This window comes from Varibaculum sp. C0165D1, assembly GCF_056590355.1.
This window is the reverse complement of record NZ_JBWPVY010000006.1, coordinates 41084-58144: the sequence shown is the minus strand read 5'-3', so window position 1 is coordinate 58144 and position 17061 is coordinate 41084. Positions and strand designations below refer to the sequence as shown.

Sequence of the window (17061 nt, the reverse complement as noted above, 5' to 3'; positions counted from 1 at the left end):
GGCGGCCTTGTCTCGAGGGTTTGATCCAGGCCGAATCCCACCGGCCAGGGCGGACGCTCAGCAGTCAATAGAACAGGAGAAACCACAAAAGTGGCAGTTCGTATTCGTTTAAAGCGTATTGGTAAGATTCACTACCCGGTGTACCGGGTGGTAGTGGTGGATAGCCGCAAGAAGCGCGACGGTCGCGTAATCGAAGAGGTTGGACAGTACAACCCCAATGAGGAACCGTCTTTTATTCAAGTGAAGTCTGATCGTATTCAGTACTGGCTCGGTGTAGGGGCGCAGCCCTCGGACGCAGTTCGCCGGTTGCTGGTGCTCTCGGGCGATATTGCTCGTTTCAACGGTAAAGAAAACGTTGAAAGCTGGATCAAGACCAAGGAAACTCTTAGCAGCGACGAGGCACGGGAAAAGAACGTGAAGGCCGCCGCAGACGAAGCGCAAAAGCGCAAGGCTAAGGCGAGCGAAGAAAAAGCTAAGGCCGAAGCCGAAGCAGCAGCAAAAGAAGCCGAGGAAGCGAAAGCCAAGGAAGCTGAAGAAGCTGCGGAAGCTGAAGAAGCTGCTCCCGAGAGTGAGGAAGCCTAGTAATGTTGGCGGATGCACTAGAACATCTAGTTAGTGGAATTGTCGATCACCCCGACGATGTGCGGGTGGATGAACGCAATATGCGGCGCGGCAAACTGCTAGAGGTGCGGGTTAATCCGCAGGATCTTGGGCGAGTAATCGGTCGCGGAGGTCGCACCGCGCGGGCTTTGCGCAAGGTTATGGGCGCACTTTCTACTCGCGGACCGGTTCGGGTCGATGTAGTCGACACCGATCGTCGTTCGCGCCGATAGCGCTAGTTTTTTAAAGCGAGCCCCATGAGGATTCATGGGGCTCGCCCTTTATCTGTAGGAATATTTTGTCGGGGGGAAACATGGATTTGGTAAAAGTCGGGCAGTTAGGTCCGGCGCGTGGCCTTAAAGGAGAGGTACTAGTACGTCCCTTTACCGACTATCCCGCCGAACGTTTCCAAGCGGGAGCAACCCTGACTACTGCCGCGGGGGAGGAGTGGACAGTGGTTTCCTACCGGGAAATAAAAAATCGCTGCTGCCTGATTTTTTCGCATATAAACACGCGCGAGGGTGCGGAAGCTATCCGGGGTACCGAACTTTTTGCCCCCGAGACTTCCCATGAAGATGAATACTCGCCTCTCCAGCTAGAGGGGCTCGCGGTAGTCAGTCCTGCGGGTGAAACTCTAGGTAAATGCGTGGGACTTGCCCTGGGAGGATTCCAAGATCGTCTACAGGTAACCACGGCCGAGGACGAACTAGTGGAAGTGCCTTTTGTGAAAGCCTTAGTAACCGGGATTGACCTCGAAAATGGGGTAATCACCGTGGACGCACCTGCCGGACTGTTCTAAGGACGTGGAAAGGTAGCAAGATGCGGATAGATATTATTTCCATTTTTCCCCAGTTCTTTGATTGCTTAGATGTCTCCCTAATGGGGAAAGCCCGGGACAGTGGCATTTTAGAGACCCATATTTGGGATCTGCGGGACTGGACCCAAGACGTACATCGCACCGTGGACCGCGCCCCCGCGGGCGGGGGCGCGGGGATGGTGATGAAACCCGATGTGTGGGGCAAAGCCATTGACCAGGTGATTGACCAGGCAGCTGCCGCTAAAACAGTGCTGGCCATTCCTACCCCTGCAGGAATTCCGCTCACTCAACGCCAGGTGCGGGATCTTGCGAAAAACACCGAGCATTTGGTGGTGGCCTGCGGGCGCTATGAAGGTATCGACCAGCGAGTCAGCCAGTACTATCAGCAGTTGCCAGGCGTTGGGGTACTACCTTTTTCCCTGGGGGACTATGTGCTTAACGGCGGAGAAGTCGCCGCCGTTGCCCTGGTAGAAGCAACTGGCCGGCTGCTGGATGGCTTCGTAGGTAACCCCAGTTCCCTGGTGGAAGAATCCTATGAGCTGTCCGGACTGCTGGAGTATCCCGCCTATACGCAGCCGGCTACTTGGCGCGGCCTCGATATCCCGGCGGTGCTGCTCAGCGGAGATCACCAAAAGGTTGCAGCTTGGCGCCGCCAGCAGTCTCTAATGTTAACTGCCGTTCGTCGCCCCGATTTGATCTGGGATTTAGATGCCGGCGCCCTCGAAAAAGCAGATCGCGAAATCCTGGCAGCTAGGGGATTCCTACCTGCTCCCTATAGGCAGCAGGTACGCTTTCGCCGGGCGCAGCCGGGAGAGGCTGCAACCTGCTCAGCTATAGCTTCTCGTCTATTCCCGCAGGCCTGCCCAGACTATTTACCTGCAGACGCGATTGCCCGTTTTGTCGCCGAAGAACTTAGTGAGCAGGCTTTTAAAGCCTATCTAGCTGATCCGGGAACTTTGATTATCTTGGCGGAAGTTTCCTCCCCGGAGAAGGTCAAAGACGAATCTGTTTGGGAAGCTGCTGGCTACACCTTGATTAACGCGGGAGCTCCCGGGTTTGTACCCCCCGAAGAAAACCTGGTGAAAGCGGGGGGAGAAAACTGTGCCTACCTGTCGAAATGCTATCTGGATCAGCGCTGGCGCGGTTCGGGACTGGCGGGGGCAATGCTAGAAGTATCCCATGCCCAGCTGCAAGCACTTTTCCCGCATATAATCAAGATTGGTTTAGGCACCAATCAGGCCAACCGTCGGGCCCTAAAGTTTTATCGCCACCACGGATATCGTAAATGTGGGCGCCGCACCTTCATGGTGGGGGGAATCGAAAACCAGGATCTAATCGCGGTTAGGGATTTCACAACCCGCCAGGTTCCGTCTTGGGCGCAAAACATGGCACAATAGGCAAGGTTGCATAAGTAGGCTGCGAAACCTGCCGCAGGGGGCCGCAAATGCCGCTTGGCAATGCTAGATACGCCGGCTAGACCGGCCCGATAGCTGACGTTACCTGCGGAACGAAAGCAATGAGGAAACTACATTGAATATTATCGATGAGATTAACCAGAAGTCCCAGCGCTCGGATCTGCCTGATTTTCGCGCCGGCGACACCGTTAAAGTAAACGTACGCGTAACCGAGGGGGGAAACACTCGTATCCAGGTGTTCCAGGGGGTAGTAATCGCCCGTCACGGCAAGAAACAGCCGAACGCCACCTTTACGGTACGTAAAATCAGTTTCGGAATCGGGGTAGAGCGTACCTTCCCGGTAAACTCGCCGAGCATTGAATCTCTCGAGGTAGTAACCCGCGGCGATGTCCGCCGGGCAAAACTTTACTACCTGCGTGAACGTCACGGTAAAGCGGCTCGCATCAAAGAGCGTCGCGACTCCTAAAACCGTTATTTGTTAAACGGCTCTGCCTGCGGGCAGAGCCGTTTAACTATATATGGCATGATGGAAATGTTGAATCATGGCGGGAGTTAAAGGGATGAAAGAAACTCGAGGCGCAAGCGGCTCAGGGGAACGGGTAGCAAACAACCCAGCCAAAATGAGTGCTAGGCGCGTACGCAAAGCTCCCTCTAAAACTTGGATGATGATTCGCGAAACCCTAATGATGGTGGTGGTAGCCCTGGCTATCTCGGCGATTATCAAAGCTTTCTTAATCCAGGCCTTCCAGATTCCCTCTTCCTCAATGGAACAAACTCTGCAAATCAACGACCGGATTATCGTTTCGAAACTGGTTCCCGAATACCGACAGCTTAATCGGGGAGACGTAATTGTTTTCCAAGATGACGATAACTGGCTGAAGCGAAGCGCAGACACCCCGCGTCCCTCCCTGGTAGGGAAAATGTTGATCTGGGTTGGTCTGCGCCCCGATGATTCCCAAAATCATCTGGTTAAACGGGTCGTGGGACTGCCGGGAGATCGGGTGCAATGTTGCGACACTAATGGGCGGCTGAAAGTTAATGGAGTCAGTGTAGACGAAAGCGGATATATTAATCCCGGCAGCGCGCCCTCGCTAATAAAATTTGATGTGACTGTGCCGGCAGGAAAACTCTGGGTGATGGGGGATAACCGTTCCAACTCGGAGGATTCCCGTTTCCATATGAAGGAGCCTTCGAAAGGGTTCGTCTCGCTGGATCAGGTAACTGGGAGAGCGTTCGCCATTATGTGGCCGATAAACCACATGTCAACAATCAAAAACACCGATGCTTTCGCGGCGGTTCCCCCTGCTCGCTAAGCTGCCCGTTCCCAAAGATGACAACCGTACCTACCCGCGACCTCGAACTATCTGCGCTTGAGCGCTCGCGAGAGCTCTATCGAAGTGCCGGGACGGCAAAGAATACTCCCACTTGCGCCCCTGCCTCCCGGCTGCAGTGCGTAGCCGGTATTGACGAGGTCGGCCGGGGAGCGATTGCCGGCCCCTTGGCGGTGGGGGTAGCAGTAATAGATGGCAGCGAGGGAGAACCCCCAGTCGGATTAACCGATTCTAAACAGTTAACGGCGCGGCGACGGGAAGCTATGTTTGCGGAGCTCTCCACCTGGCCAGCCGCCTGGGCAGTGGGCACGGCCAGTGCCGAGGAGATTGATCGCGAGGGATTAACCCCGGCCTTGCGTTTAGCGGCATTCCGCGCCTTGGGGACAATCGAAAAAATTGGTTTTTCTCCCCGGTTATTGCTGCTTGACGGTAGTTTCGACTATCTATCTGCCCCCGCAGATTTATTTGCGGCAACCGAACGACGCCCCCCCGCATCCTCGCCGGCCGCGTCCTTTGAAACAGAAATCTCCCGGGAAGTCACTACCGTGGTAAAGGGAGACGGGAAATCTATGGTTATCGCCGCCGCTTCCGTGTTAGCGAAAGTTACTCGGGATAGACTAATGAGCGACCTACCCGATCTCGGGTATGGTTGGGCAAAAAATAAGGGATATGCGTCCGCGCAGCATCTGCAGGCAATCGCGAAACTGGGGCTAGATTCTTATCACCGTCTCAGTTGGAATTTGCAGGGAGTTTCTTCTGCAAACTTGGCGAAGGCCTGGCAGATCCGCCGCGAAAAACGGGTGCAGCCTCCGAAAGTTTTCAGCAGTCAGAAGGGATGACAGTGGGAATCGAAGATCTAGAGGCATATGAGAATCATCAGGAACTTGCCCTATTCCGCGAATACCGCGACGTGGTGTCTATCTTCAAATATGTGGTGGAAACCGATCGTCGCTTCTATCTGGCTAACCAGGTAGACGTGCAAATGCACAATAATGGCGGGGATGTTTTCTTTGAAGTAACTTTGCAAGATGCCTGGGTATGGGATATTTATCGTCCTTCTCGCTTTGTTAATCGAGTCAAGGTTTATTCTTTCAAAGACATTAACGTGGAAAAGCTGCCCGAATCGGAAATAACTATTTAAAATACCTATCTACGTTAGGTGTTTGCCAAACCGGGGCGGCGGGCGGCTGTTACCATATAAGGGAAGTATTAGGCATCTAGCGATGGTTTAAAGGCGAAAGAGGCTGACAGTGTCCAAGATTAATACTGTAGCGCCGGACTGGTCCGGGATAGCGTTCTACAATGACTCCTTTGTGGATGTATCCAGCGAGGATTACCGCGATAAATGGGCGATTGTTTTCTTCTACCCGGCAGACTTTTCCTATGTTTGTCCCACCGAGCTAGAGGACCTAGCAGACAATTATGCTCAGCTGCAGCGGATGGGGGTAGAGGTCTACTCGGTTTCTACCGATAAGCATCATTCCCATAAGGCCTGGCATAGCAGTTCTAAGCGGATTCAAAAAATTTCCTTCCCCATGGTAGCTGATCCCACCGGCAAGATTTCGCGCGGGTTTGGTGCCTTGGATGAGGAATCCGGGTGTGCCTATCGCTGTACCTTCCTGATAGATCCCAGCGGCATTATTCAATACGTAGAGACCACTTCCGATGCAGTCGGGCGCAGCGCCGGAGAACTGCTGCGCAAAGTACGGGCAGCACAATATATTTACGATCACCCCGATGAAGTTTGCCCCGCAAATTGGGATCTTGGGGAAAGTACCATTACCCCGACTTTTGATCTATCCGGAAAGCTATAAGAAATGCTAGAAGATAAAATACTTGACCAGGTAAAACAAGTTATCGGGTTGATCAAATACCCCATTGAATTGGCAACCTCGCTTGATTACAGCGAACAATCCAAGCAGACCTCCGAGATTTTGCACCAGATTGCGGGATTATCGGATCTGATTCAGGTCAAATGGGAAGAAAATCAGCGTAAGCCTTCTTTTGCGATTCGGCGAGTTGATTCCGATATCAGTGTACGTTTCGCGGGGGTGCCGACTGGAACCGAGTTCAACAGTTTTGTCCTGGCATTACTGCAGGTAGGTGGACATCCGGTTAAGGCCGATGCCGATATTATTGCCGCGATTAAAGAGATCGACGAACCAGCCGAGTTCACGAGCTATGTTTCGCTTTCCTGCTTGAACTGCCCGGATGTGGTGCAGGCCCTGAATGCGATTTCGGTACTTAATCCCCTGATTAAACACACCACCGTTGATGGAGGAACCTTCTGGGAAGAGTTTGAGCATCTCCATCTGCAATCAGTACCCACCGTGGTAAAAGATGGGGAAGTTTTTTTGCAAGGCAGAGTGACCCTCGAACAGATAGTGTCCAAGATCGGGCGGGGAATGACCGGGCTGCGCCTGAAGCGTTTGAATGCCCTGGAGCCTTTCGATGTGCTGGTGATAGGCGGCGGTCCGGCGGCTACCGCCGCGGCGGTTTATGCTGCGCGCAAACAGTTACGGGTCGGGATTGTGGCAGACCGGATCGGAGGACAAGTCCTGGAGAGCGGTCAGATCGAAAATTTGATTACTCTCGAGCGGGTGCAACCCGAAGAACTGGCGGCCACCTTCCAAGCTAACCTGCGCGACTACGCTATCGAACAGATCGGTGGCATCAAGATAGAAAAAATTGGAAAGCGCGGGGAAGACGGGCTGATCCCGCTCACTACCGAAGGTGGTGCTTGGCTGCGCGCGCGCACCGTGGTGATTTGTACAGGTACCAGTTTTAGGCGACTGGAGATTCCCGGAGAAGAGCAATATTTGAACCGGGGGGTTACTTTCTGTCCTCACTGTGACGGTCCGTTGTTTGCAGATCGTAAAGTTGCAGTCATGGGGGGCGGAAACTCCGCATTAGAAGCGGCTATTGACCTGGCGGGGATGGCTCGCGAAGTTACTCTGATTGACCAGGCAGACCAGTTGAAAGCCGATAAGGTGCTGGTAGACCGTTTGGCGGAACACTCTAATATCAAGGTGATCAGTTCTGCCAATACCACCAGGGTAGTGGGGGATGGTCATCGGGTTACCGGTTTAGAATATGTAGATGCCCAAGGCGAGAAGCAGAAGTTGCAGGTTGACGGGATCTTCGTGCAGATCGGCTCAATCCCCAATACTGATTGGTTACAGGGAACTGTAGAGTTAGCAAACGGCTATATCAAGGTAGATAACTGCGGTGCCACTTCAGAGCCGGGAATTTTTGCGGCCGGAGATTGCACCGATACTCCCCATAAACAGATCGTGATCGCCTTAGGGGCAGGGGCCAATGCTGCGCTGGGCGCGTTTGGCTACTTGATTCGTAACCCTCATACAGATCATTAGTTTTCTCGGGGACGGTTGACGGTACTTTAGAGGGCGCAGCCGCCTTTTCTGGCTTGCCGGGCTCTTCCCGAGGCGAGTGAGTTTTGCCGTCCTGACGGCGGCTATCCCCAAGTGTCCCCAGGGGTGGTAGTTCTAGGTTTTCCTTGATTGGAAAAGAAAAAGTTTAGTTCCTGTTGGCCGGGCGGCAACCTTACAGCATGGGAACCAAGAACCGGGAAATTGGTGCTGCCGGAGAGGACCTGGCCGCCCGGATGCTTACAGAGTGCGGGTATCAAATAATCGATCGCAACTGGCGGTGCCGCTTTGGAGAAATCGATATTATCTGCCGGGATCCGGGTTCGACGCGATTGGTGTTTGCGGAGGTAAAAACCCGTACCACCCAGCAATATGGGGGAGCGAAGCGGGGAATAGGACGTGAAAAATATATTCGTTTGCGCCAATTGGTGAGCCTTTGGCTAAGCCTTCACCCCGATGTCGGGGGAGGGATCGGAGTGCGCATCGATTTGATTGCTATTGACGCTACTGCCGGAAAAGTGCCGCTGATTACCCACTGTCGAGGGATTTAAGAGGGATTTAAGATGGCACAAATTGGAACTTGTTTCGCCCTGGGCATGGTGGGTTTGAATGGTCACCTAATTAAGGTCGAAGCGCATCATAGTCAAGGATTGCCGGCATTTTCCCTAGTAGGGTTGCCAGATGCTTCGCTAAGGGAATCCCGCTCGCGGGTGGAGGCCGCTATTGCCTCTACCGGGCTACGTTGGGAACCTACGCGGTTGACCGTTAATCTTTCCCCGGCGGAACTGCCTAAGACCGGTTCGGGTTTTGATTTACCGATTGCGCTTGCGGTGGTGGCCTCCCGCTATGCGGGGGTGCAAAAGAGGACAGCTGGAATGGTGTTTTGTGGGGAATTGGGCCTGGACGGACGGGTCTATCGGGTAAAAGGAATCTTGCCACAGGTTTTGGCGGCTAGGCGTGCTGGTTTTAAGAAAGTGATGGTGGCCGCCGAGGCCGTTGCTGAGGCCTCCCTTATTGAGGGAATAGAGATTATCGGGGTCTCGCACCTGGTAGAGGCGCTGTTCTACCTAGGGATGCGGAAAATGAAAGAGCGGGTAGCTCAGCTTAAAACCCTAGATAAATCGGCTACCCCGGAAATACTCCCTGTCGTGGCGAGAGAGGATCCCCCGGACTTACAAGAGGTACGCGGAGCCTTTCTGGCTCGGCAAGCTTTAGAGATTGCCGCCGCGGGGGGACATCACCTGAGCTTTATTGGGGTGCCGGGAGCGGGGAAAACCATGTTGGCGCGTTGTCTGCCGGGAATTTTGCCGCCCCTAAATGATGAAGAAGCCCTGGAAGTGACTTCGATTCATTCGCTAGCGGGAACTTTTATGCCCGCAAATGGCCTGATGCGCTGCCCGCCCTTTATCGCTCCGCATCATTCCGCCACGCTCCCGGCTTTGATCGGGGGAGGCAGCGGGATCGCCACTCCGGGTGCGATTTCTTTGGCGCACCACGGCGTCCTCTTTCTTGATGAAGCACCCGAGTTCCAAACCCGCAGCCTGGATGCTTTAAGACAGCCGCTCGAAACCTCAAAAATAACCGTGCATCGCTCGCGGGCAGTAACTAGTTTTCCCGCTGCCTTTCAGCTGGTGATTGCGGCCAACCCCTGTCCTTGCGGGATGTGGGGACAGTTGGGAGCAGAATGTAAATGTACCCCTTACCAGCGGGTACGTTATTTAGCGCGACTTTCTGGCCCCCTGATGGATCGCATCGACCTGCAGTGCCAAGTTGGGCGCCCTAAAATCACGGATTTAACCACTACGGAAGTTCCAGAAAGCAGCAAAACTGTACGGGAGCGAGTTTTGCAGGCTCGCGAGCGCGCGCAAAAACGCTGGAAAGAGCAGGGAATAGCCCTCAACGCGCGGATACCTAGTCGCGTTCTGAAACGGCGCCTCGATGCTGCCAGCAAAGATCGCCTTGATCGCCTGGTGGGTTCGGGAAGAATCTCGATGCGAGGAGCCGATCGCATCTGCCGGGTAGCGTGGACGGTTGCCGATCTGCATGGCCGCGATAAACCCAGTAGAGAAGATTTTGGTCTCGCCTATTCGCTGCGCACTTCGCAACACCCCAACTAGGCCGCTCCCAGTAGCGCGCAAAATTCAAGGAGGAAGTATGGATGATAACTATCAATACCGCCTGGCCTGCGCCAGTTGGTCGAGATTAACCGAAGCTGGCGATTTGGCAGCAGATCTGCTCCTTAACGAATTGGGCCCGGTTGCGGCTTTAAAGATTGCTCGCCGCGCTGCCAGTGATGATCCGCAGCGCTGGCACACCTATCTGCCGGTGGAGCTAGTGCGGCGCAGCGGCGGAGATAAATGGGATAAAAGTTTTGCCCGCTGGCGGGGCCGCCTAGAAGCCCTAGATTTACCCGCCTTAGAAAAGATGCTGTCCCGAGGACGTTTTAAGTTAATTACTCGCCGGGATAGTGACTGGCCAGAAGCGTTTAATAACCTTAGCAATGCTCCGTGGGCGCTGTGGGCAATCGGGGATACCACGCTGCTAAACCGGGAGAGCAGCAAAACCGTAGCGATGGTGGGGGCCCGCGCGGTCTCCGCGCTGGGACACGATGTTGCTACCGAACTTGCTTGGCGGTGCGCCGGGGAGGGGATGACCCTGGTTTCCGGGGGTGCCTATGGGGTGGATTGCCTGGTTCACCAGGCGTGTCTGCGAGCCCAGACCCCCACGATTAGCCTGCTGGCCGGGGGATTGGATCGTCCTTATCCGGCCTCCAATACCGAGATGTTTAAACAGATTGCCCGCAGCGGCTTGTTGGTCAGTCAGTACCCACCCGGGGCCCGTCCTACCCGTTGGCGATTCTTAGATCGCAATCGGTTAATCGCGGCGTTATCAGGTGCAACAGTGGTAGTCCAGGCGGGTTTTCGCTCCGGAGCACTCAATACTGCCCGGCACGGTATGGAGATGGGGCGGCAGGTGGGGGCGGTACCTGGCCCGATTAATCAACCCGAATGGGCAGGCTCCAACCAGCTGATTAGAGACGGTGCCACTTTGATTAGCGGTGCCGACGATATTTTAGAAATGATCGCTCCCTTAGGGACGGTAACTAGCGAACGCACCCGGGTAGCAGGGGGCTACCTCGATGGTTTGGATCCTTTGAGCGCGCGGATTTTGGATGCCACTCCGCTGCGCAGCCCGGTTAATGCCGAGGCAATTGCCCGGGCCAGCGGGGCAGCTATCGAAGAAGTGGCCTCAGTAATGGGTAACCTGGAAATGGATGGCCGGGTAATCCAAGTAGCCGGTAAATGGAAGAAGGCGGGGGTCTAGAATGCGGGCAGCGACGCGGAGGGAAGTGTTCGAGGATTATCGCCACTACCTGCAATACGCGAAATCTTTTTCTCCGGCCTCGATCAAGGCTTATCTGGCAGATCTGCGCGGGTGGCTAGATCATTGTCAGATCAAAGAAGAGCAATCGATTTTGTCGGCGTGTACGGTGCTGGCCGCGCGTAACTGGCTGGCGCAGCTGCGTTGCCAGGGACAATCGGCTACCACGATTGCGCGAAAAATTGCGGCGCTGCGAGCCTTTTCGAAATGGGCGAAACAAAATCACCTGGTGGAAGCAGATTTTGCGAAGCAACTTCGCACCCCCAAAACCGCGAAGAATCTGCCTCATCTGTTGTCGGTTTCCCAAGCAAAACAGCTGCTTACCTGGTGTGAAAGCCAGGCCGAGAGCGAAGCGGTAATGGCACGCGATTGGGCGATTTTCGAGTTGATTTACGCGACCGGGGCGCGGGTGGGCGAGATTTGCGCCCTGGTGCCAGAAGATATTGATTTCGAGGCTCGTACCGTGCGGTTGTGGGGTAAAGGTTCTAAAGAGCGAATAGTTCCTTTTAGCGCTCAGGCGGGAAAAGCTCTGCAATTTTATCTGCAACGGGCGCGGGGACAGCTGCAAAAGTCACCTCCCAATGACGCCCTATTCTTAGGGGCAGAAGGCGGTGCGGTTTCGGAAAGAATCGTGCGGGCGCGCCTACATCGGGCCTGTGCCCTGGCGGGAGTTCCGGATTTGGGGCCGCACGGACTGCGTCACTCAATGGCTTCCCATATGTTGGAGGGCGGGGCGGATCTGCGGGTAATCCAGGAAATGTTAGGACACTCCGCGCTGTCTACTACCCAGCGCTATACTCACGTGGACGCGCAGCGGATAATCGGCGCCTACCAGCAAGCATTCCCTCGCGCTTAGCGGCACTATGGTCTCCGTCTTAACCGCGCAAACTCCGCGAAAGCGGTTTAAGGATTGGGAAGTAGGCGAATCGGGCCCAGGATCAGTAGCAGGGGATTCAGGTAGTGGCGGTCATCGATTTTGGCGCCGAAATGCAGCCCCGGATGTCCCGCCTGCAAGGTTCCAATCTTTTGACCGGCTGCAACCGCCATGCCTACTGCTAGGTCGCTGGTTACCGGGGTATAGGTGGTGCGAATCAGCTCCGTATGTTTAATCGAAATGCTGGGCTTGCCGGCAATAGTGCCGACAAAGAAAACTGTTCCCTCGCGGGCGCTATATATGCCGCTGCCTGCCGAAATGTCCAGATCAACTCCGCGGTGTCCGCTGCCCCAAGGCGAGGCGGGCGGGTCGAAGGGACGTAGAATCTTGACCGGGTGACGACTAGGCCAGTGATAAAAACCAATCTCGCCAGAAAGCTGCTCCAGGTTTACCAGTTGCGGGTCGCTCGCGGAGGTGACAGCAGCGGGAGCCGGTGAAGCAGGGGAGAGAGCCAGTAAACAGATGGCGGATAGCGCCGCTAAAAGCGGTAGCGGCGGGGCAGGCGACTTCTTCATACCTGCTAGCTTGCAGGCAGGCAACGGTTGGAAAAACTTTTCAATAAAGTAGTGAGGAAAACCGGAAAACAACCTCGGTGGGGACAGCGGAAAATAAAAAGACCAGCATATTTCGGGAAACTGTCAGCAGATTAACACTGCTCAGTCCCGCTTTCAGCTTGGGAGGTTTCGTATTACCCGCTAAGCTAGCTCTTAGCACCTGGCTTGCCAGGTGACTTCGCGTACGACTACCAGCCTCGCTGGGTCACGCTGGCTTCGGTCCTGTTTTCGGCAGTGACTTTTTAGGGGGATAACCTTAAATGGTCTCTACCAGGTAAAACGGGTGTCAGTGGACGTCGTGCCAGGAACCGAATGGAAACCGTAAACGGGGGCAATAGCCCCACAATGCGTGCGCCCTGGGCGCACTGAAAGGAAGTCATGGCGGTAGTAACCATGTCTGAGCTGCTGAAGAGCGGCGTTCACTTTGGACATCAAACCCGGCGTTGGAACCCCAAGATGAAGCCCTTCATCTTGACTGATCGCAATGGTATTTACGTAATCGATTTGGCGCAGTCGCTAGACGGTATTAACCGCGCCTACGATTTCGTGCGGCAAACCGTGCTGCGCGGAGGCAACATCCTCTTTGTTGGCACCAAGAAACAGGCCCAAGATTCCATTGCCGAACAGGCAGAGCGGGTAGGGATGCCCTATGTTAATCAGCGTTGGTTGGGCGGCATGCTCACCAACTTTGGGACTGTACACAAGCGCTTGCAGCGTCTGAAAGAACTAGAACAAATCGACTTCGATGATGTTGCCGGTTCTGGACGCACCAAAAAAGAACTATTGATGATGAGCCGCGAGAAAGATAAACTGTCCCGCACCCTGGGCGGTATTCGCGATATGGCCCGCATTCCCTCTGCTATTTGGGTAGTCGACACCAATAAAGAACACCTGGCAGTGGCAGAAGCCAACAAGCTCAACATCCCGATCGTGGCGATTTTGGATACCAACTGCGACCCGGACGAGATCGAGTTTGGGATTCCCGGAAATGATGACGCGATCCGCTCGGTAGCCTTGCTCACCCGGATTATTGCCGATGCCTGCGCAGACGGCTTGATTGCACGCTCGCAGAAGGCGGCAGCCAAGAAAGAAGCTAGCGAAGAAACCGCTACCGACAGTGAAGAATCCGCTTCGGCCAGTGAAGAACCCTTGGCCGATTGGGAACGGGAACTGCTAGAAGGTACCGCAAAGGACGAAGCTAGCGAAGAGGCCGGCGAGAAGAAAGCCGACAAGGCAGAGGACGCGAAAGAAGAAGCCCCTGCTGCCTCCGCGGAAGAGGAAACCGCCCCGGCTGAAGCAGAAAAATCTGAATAATCCGCTGAGGATCGTTAACGAGAGGAACATACTTATGGCTATTTCGATGCAAGACATTAAAGAGCTGCGCGAACTGACCGGCGCAGGTCTGATGGAAGTAAAGAAAGCACTGGAAGAGGCAAATGGCGACAAGGACGCAGCCGTAAAGGCTATCCGTTTGGCGGGTAAGAAATCCCTGGCTAAGCGGGAAGATCGTTCTACCGCAAATGGCCTGGTAATGGCGAAAGTGCTGGACACCGCGGACGGACAGGCCGGGGTAATGCTAGAGCTGAACTCCGAAACTGACTTTGTGGGCAAGTCCCCCAAGTTCGTGGAGGCTGCCGAAGAAATCATGCAGGCACTGGTAGACAGTGGAGTAAGCACCCGCGACGAGCTGCTAGCTGCTAAATGCGGCGAAGGCACCGTGAAAGAAAAGGTCGAGGAAATCGGCGCCCTCTTCTCTGAAAACATTGTTTTAGGGAAGGTTACTCGCATCGAGGGCGAGGCCGTGACCAGCTACTTGCACTACTCCTCCGCGGATCTGCCCGCGCAGGTTGGGGTGCTGGTGGCCACCGATAAAGCGGGCGCAGAAGTTGCCCACGATATCGCACTGCACGTTGCCGCTTACAGCCCCCGTTTCATTGACCGCACCGAAGTTCCCCAGTCCGAACTGGATAAGGAACGCGAAACTCTGCGCGAAATGACGATTAAAGAGGGCAAGCCCGAAAAGATCGTAGACAAGATTGTGGAAGGCCGGATGGGCTCCTTCTACAAAGACAACTGTCTGCTAGACCAGGATTTTGCGAAAGATCCCAAGAAGTCGGTAGGACAGATCGTGAAGGCGGCGGGCGGTAAAGTTACTGCTTTTGCCCGTTTCCACGTAGGTTCTTAAACAAATAAAGATGTGGCCTCAGGAAAATCCTGAGGCCACACTTTTATGTTCTAAGGGCTGAACCCGGTTTTTCCGGGACAAATAAGTAAGAAGCATTTGGGGGCGCTCCCCAGGCTGTAATCTTCGGGTTAAGGTAGTAACAGGTGCTGCCTACCGGCCAGTAACGATATTTTAAGGGGACAAGGGTGAACCAAAAAGTTACAAATAAACAACGCAGAGTAATGCTGAAAGTGTCCGGAGAGGTCTTCGGGGGCGGACAGGTTGGCATGGATCTGGACGTCATCAATTCGGTAGCTCGCCAGATTGGGGCGGCAGTTGAGCAAGGAGTCCAGGTAGCGGTAGTAGTCGGCGGCGGTAACTTTTTCCGTGGCGCCGAACTGTCCCAACGCGGCCTAGACCGGGCACGTGCCGACTATATGGGAATGCTAGGAACAGTAATGAACTCCCTAGCTCTGCAAGATCTGCTAGAGCAGGCAGGAGTAACCACCCGGGTACAGACCGCGATCACTATGGGGCAAATTGCCGAACCCTATATTCCCTTGAAAGCGGTGCGTCATATGGAAAAGGGGCGGGTAGTGATTTTCGGTGCCGGGTCCGGTCTTCCGTTCTTTTCTACCGACACTGTTAGTGCCCAGCGCGCCCTCGAAACCCATTGCCAAGAGCTATTAGTAGGTAAAAACGGGGTTGACGGGGTCTATAGCGCAGATCCCAAGCGTGACCCTAATGCCACCAAGTTTGACCACCTCACCTATCAGGAAGCTCTACAGAAAGAACTGAAGGTCATGGATGCCACTGCCTTTAGTCTTTGTATGGATAATGGTCTCAATACCCGCGTTTTTGGGATGTCTGAGCCTGGCAACGTTACTTCCGCCCTGCTAGGTGAGACAATCGGTACATTAGTTTCTGCTGAAAAGGAGTAGCCAAGTGATTGACGATATTCTGCTCGAGGCCGAAGACAAGATGGAAAAAGCCATCGAGTTTTCCCGGGAAGAGTTCACTGCGATTCGTACCGGGCGTGCCAATGCCGCCATGTTTAACCCGATTTTGGTGGAGTACTATGGGGCGCCTACGCCTTTGCAGCAGCTGGCGACTATCAATATCCCGGAGCCGCGCACGGTGCTGATTTCCCCCTATGACAAGTCCTCCACCAACGATGTTATTAAGGCGGTTCGCGACTCCGACCTGGGGGTTAACCCCACTGATGAAGGTAACCATATTCGGGTAACCCTTCCAGAACTTACCGAGGAACGCCGCCGCGACTATGTAAAGCTCGCCGGGCAAAAGGCCGAGGAAGGCCGGGTCACGATTCGTGGTATCCGCCGCAAAGCCATGGATCAGCTAGGGAAGTTGAAAAAAGATGGCGATGCCGGCGAGGACGAAGTGGCCCGCGCGGAAAAGGAAATCGAGGCTTTGACCAAGAAGCAGGTTGACGCCATGGATGCCCTGCTAGATGCCAAAGAAAAAGAATTGATGGAGATGTAGTTGAATCCCAGCCCCCACGCCTTAAGCGAGGGATCTGCGTCTGTAATGAACCCAGAGCCTGCTAAGAACCCGCCCAAGAAAGCTAAAAAATCACGGGCGGGTCGTAACCTGCCAGCCTCGATTGGGGTGGGGATAGGCCTGGGAGCCTTGGCTCTGGCACTGCTGCTGGCACCCACGGTTCTATTCCTGGTTTTTGCTATGGTAGTGGCGATTATGGCCGAAATTGAGATGGCCAGAGCTCTCGCGCGTATTCGGATAGCCTTATGTATGCCTCCCCTCTGGGTAGGCACTATCGGGATGCTGCTTTGTGCCTATCTGCTGGGACCCGAAGGAGTATGGGCGGCGCTGCTGGCCACCCTGATTACTTGCGCGATTTGGCGCTTGAGCCTGGGGCCTTCTAAGTTCGCTACCCGCGACCTGATAGCTACCTGCTTTGTTGCTATCTATCTGCCGTTCCTGGCTTCTTTTGTAGTGATTATGCTGCATAACCCGCATCATCCGGCGCCGATTATCGTCTGGATTGTCATCACTATCTGCAATGACATTGGCGGCTATGCGGCCGGAGCGCTTAAAGGTAAACACCCGATGGCTCCGGCAGTGTCTCCCGCGAAAAGCTGGGAAGGTTTCGCCGGCTCGGTGGTGATGTGCACGGTGGCCGCTGCTATCGCAGTCTGGATCACCGGTACTCCGCTGTGGGCAATCGCGGTATTGGGGATACTTACCCCCATCGTCGCCACCTGCGGTGATTTAGGGGAGTCTTTGATCAAACGAGATTTACACCTTAAAGATATGGGGCATTTGCTGCCTGGTCACGGCGGGGTGATGGACCGCTTGGACTCGCTGCTAATCACCGTGCCCCTGTTTTTCCTGGTATCGCTGTTTATTTTTTAGAGGCGGGAAGCATGGCGAAAGAAAAAGCCCCCGGGAAAGGCGAAAGTGTAGCTAAAACCGGAGGGAAGGGGAGCGTCCTCCC

The 17061-nt window shown here is 54.7% G+C and carries 20 protein-coding genes; 19 read left to right on the top strand and 1 reads right to left on the bottom strand.

From position 1 onward, the window contains the following. Window positions 1–90 precede the first annotated feature (90 nt). The 14 genes from rpsP to AC1EKS_RS08510 all read left to right on the top strand — a co-directional run bounded on the left by rpsP (window position 91) and on the right by AC1EKS_RS08510 (window position 11789). The gene (gene rpsP / locus AC1EKS_RS08575; RefSeq protein ID WP_481009796.1) at window positions 91–582 is read left to right on the top strand and encodes a 30S ribosomal protein S16; all 492 of its coding nucleotides are present in this window, start codon (window positions 91–93) and stop codon (window positions 580–582) included. A 2-nt stretch (window positions 583–584) separates the two neighbouring features. Then, window positions 585–833: an RNA-binding protein gene (locus tag AC1EKS_RS08570; RefSeq protein ID WP_022864074.1), complete on the top strand. Its 249-nt coding sequence runs from the start codon at window positions 585–587 to the stop codon at window positions 831–833. An 80-nt stretch (window positions 834–913) separates the two neighbouring features. Next, on the top strand, window positions 914–1399 hold the full coding sequence (rimM, locus tag AC1EKS_RS08565) for a ribosome maturation factor RimM (protein WP_481009797.1): 486 nt from the start codon (window positions 914–916) through the stop codon (window positions 1397–1399). Between the two features lie 20 nt (window positions 1400–1419). Next, complete coding sequence (gene trmD / locus AC1EKS_RS08560; protein ID WP_481009798.1) at window positions 1420–2814, top strand: tRNA (guanosine(37)-N1)-methyltransferase TrmD; 1395 nt, start codon at window positions 1420–1422, stop codon at window positions 2812–2814. Between the two features lie 133 nt (window positions 2815–2947). Further along, window positions 2948–3298: a 50S ribosomal protein L19 gene (rplS, locus tag AC1EKS_RS08555; protein ID WP_481009799.1), complete on the top strand. Its 351-nt coding sequence runs from the start codon at window positions 2948–2950 to the stop codon at window positions 3296–3298. Window positions 3299–3374: 76 nt separating this feature from the next. Beyond that, complete coding sequence (gene lepB, locus AC1EKS_RS08550) at window positions 3375–4145, top strand: signal peptidase I (protein ID WP_481009800.1); 771 nt, start codon at window positions 3375–3377, stop codon at window positions 4143–4145. A gap of 17 nt (window positions 4146–4162) precedes the next feature. Beyond that, the gene (locus AC1EKS_RS08545; protein ID WP_481009801.1) at window positions 4163–5002 is read left to right on the top strand and encodes a ribonuclease HII; all 840 of its coding nucleotides are present in this window, start codon (window positions 4163–4165) and stop codon (window positions 5000–5002) included. Then, window positions 4999–5304 (top strand): DUF2469 domain-containing protein, encoded by a 306-nt coding sequence (locus AC1EKS_RS08540; protein ID WP_481009802.1) that lies wholly within the window; start codon window positions 4999–5001, stop codon window positions 5302–5304. Before AC1EKS_RS08545 ends, AC1EKS_RS08540 begins: the two co-directional genes overlap by 4 nt. Before the next feature lie 109 nt (window positions 5305–5413). Then, window positions 5414–5977 carry a redoxin domain-containing protein gene (locus tag AC1EKS_RS08535; protein ID WP_481009803.1) on the top strand — a complete coding sequence of 188 codons (564 nt, stop codon included), beginning with the start codon at window positions 5414–5416 and terminating at the stop codon, window positions 5975–5977. Window positions 5978–5980: 3 nt separating this feature from the next. Beyond that, window positions 5981–7537 carry an alkyl hydroperoxide reductase subunit F gene (gene ahpF / locus AC1EKS_RS08530; protein WP_481009804.1) on the top strand — a complete coding sequence of 519 codons (1557 nt, stop codon included), beginning with the start codon at window positions 5981–5983 and terminating at the stop codon, window positions 7535–7537. Window positions 7538–7734: 197 nt separating this feature from the next. Then, a complete protein-coding gene (locus AC1EKS_RS08525; RefSeq protein WP_481009805.1) occupies window positions 7735–8103 on the top strand; it encodes a YraN family protein in 369 nt (122 codons plus the stop codon). Between the two features lie 12 nt (window positions 8104–8115). Then, window positions 8116–9669: a YifB family Mg chelatase-like AAA ATPase gene (locus tag AC1EKS_RS08520; protein WP_481009806.1), complete on the top strand. Its 1554-nt coding sequence runs from the start codon at window positions 8116–8118 to the stop codon at window positions 9667–9669. Between the two features lie 37 nt (window positions 9670–9706). After that, window positions 9707–10876 (top strand): DNA-processing protein DprA, encoded by a 1170-nt coding sequence (gene dprA / locus AC1EKS_RS08515; protein WP_481010363.1) that lies wholly within the window; start codon window positions 9707–9709, stop codon window positions 10874–10876. Window position 10877: 1 nt separating this feature from the next. Next, the gene (locus AC1EKS_RS08510; RefSeq protein WP_481010361.1) at window positions 10878–11789 is read left to right on the top strand and encodes a tyrosine-type recombinase/integrase; all 912 of its coding nucleotides are present in this window, start codon (window positions 10878–10880) and stop codon (window positions 11787–11789) included. 47 nt (window positions 11790–11836) lie between these two features. Here the strand turns inward: AC1EKS_RS08510 and AC1EKS_RS08505 are convergent, their stop codons facing one another. Further along, window positions 11837–12382: a M23 family metallopeptidase gene (locus AC1EKS_RS08505; RefSeq protein ID WP_481009592.1), complete on the bottom strand. Its 546-nt coding sequence runs from the start codon at window positions 12380–12382 to the stop codon at window positions 11837–11839. Window positions 12383–12799: 417 nt separating this feature from the next. On the opposite strand from AC1EKS_RS08505, the gene rpsB reads away from it, so the two are divergent. The 5 genes from rpsB (at window position 12800) to AC1EKS_RS08480 (ending at window position 16979) form a co-directional block, all read left to right on the top strand. Then, window positions 12800–13735: a 30S ribosomal protein S2 gene (gene rpsB, locus AC1EKS_RS08500; RefSeq protein ID WP_481009593.1), complete on the top strand. Its 936-nt coding sequence runs from the start codon at window positions 12800–12802 to the stop codon at window positions 13733–13735. Window positions 13736–13769: 34 nt separating this feature from the next. Then, complete coding sequence (tsf, locus tag AC1EKS_RS08495) at window positions 13770–14606, top strand: translation elongation factor Ts (RefSeq protein ID WP_481009594.1); 837 nt, start codon at window positions 13770–13772, stop codon at window positions 14604–14606. A gap of 221 nt (window positions 14607–14827) precedes the next feature. After that, the gene (pyrH, locus tag AC1EKS_RS08490; RefSeq protein WP_481009623.1) at window positions 14828–15526 is read left to right on the top strand and encodes a UMP kinase; all 699 of its coding nucleotides are present in this window, start codon (window positions 14828–14830) and stop codon (window positions 15524–15526) included. A 4-nt stretch (window positions 15527–15530) separates the two neighbouring features. Further along, complete coding sequence (gene frr / locus AC1EKS_RS08485; RefSeq protein ID WP_481009595.1) at window positions 15531–16088, top strand: ribosome recycling factor; 558 nt, start codon at window positions 15531–15533, stop codon at window positions 16086–16088. 45 nt (window positions 16089–16133) lie between these two features. Beyond that, window positions 16134–16979, top strand: a complete 846-nt coding sequence (locus AC1EKS_RS08480; RefSeq protein WP_481009596.1) for a phosphatidate cytidylyltransferase — start codon at window positions 16134–16136, stop codon at window positions 16977–16979. Window positions 16980–17061: the final 82 nt, after the last annotated feature.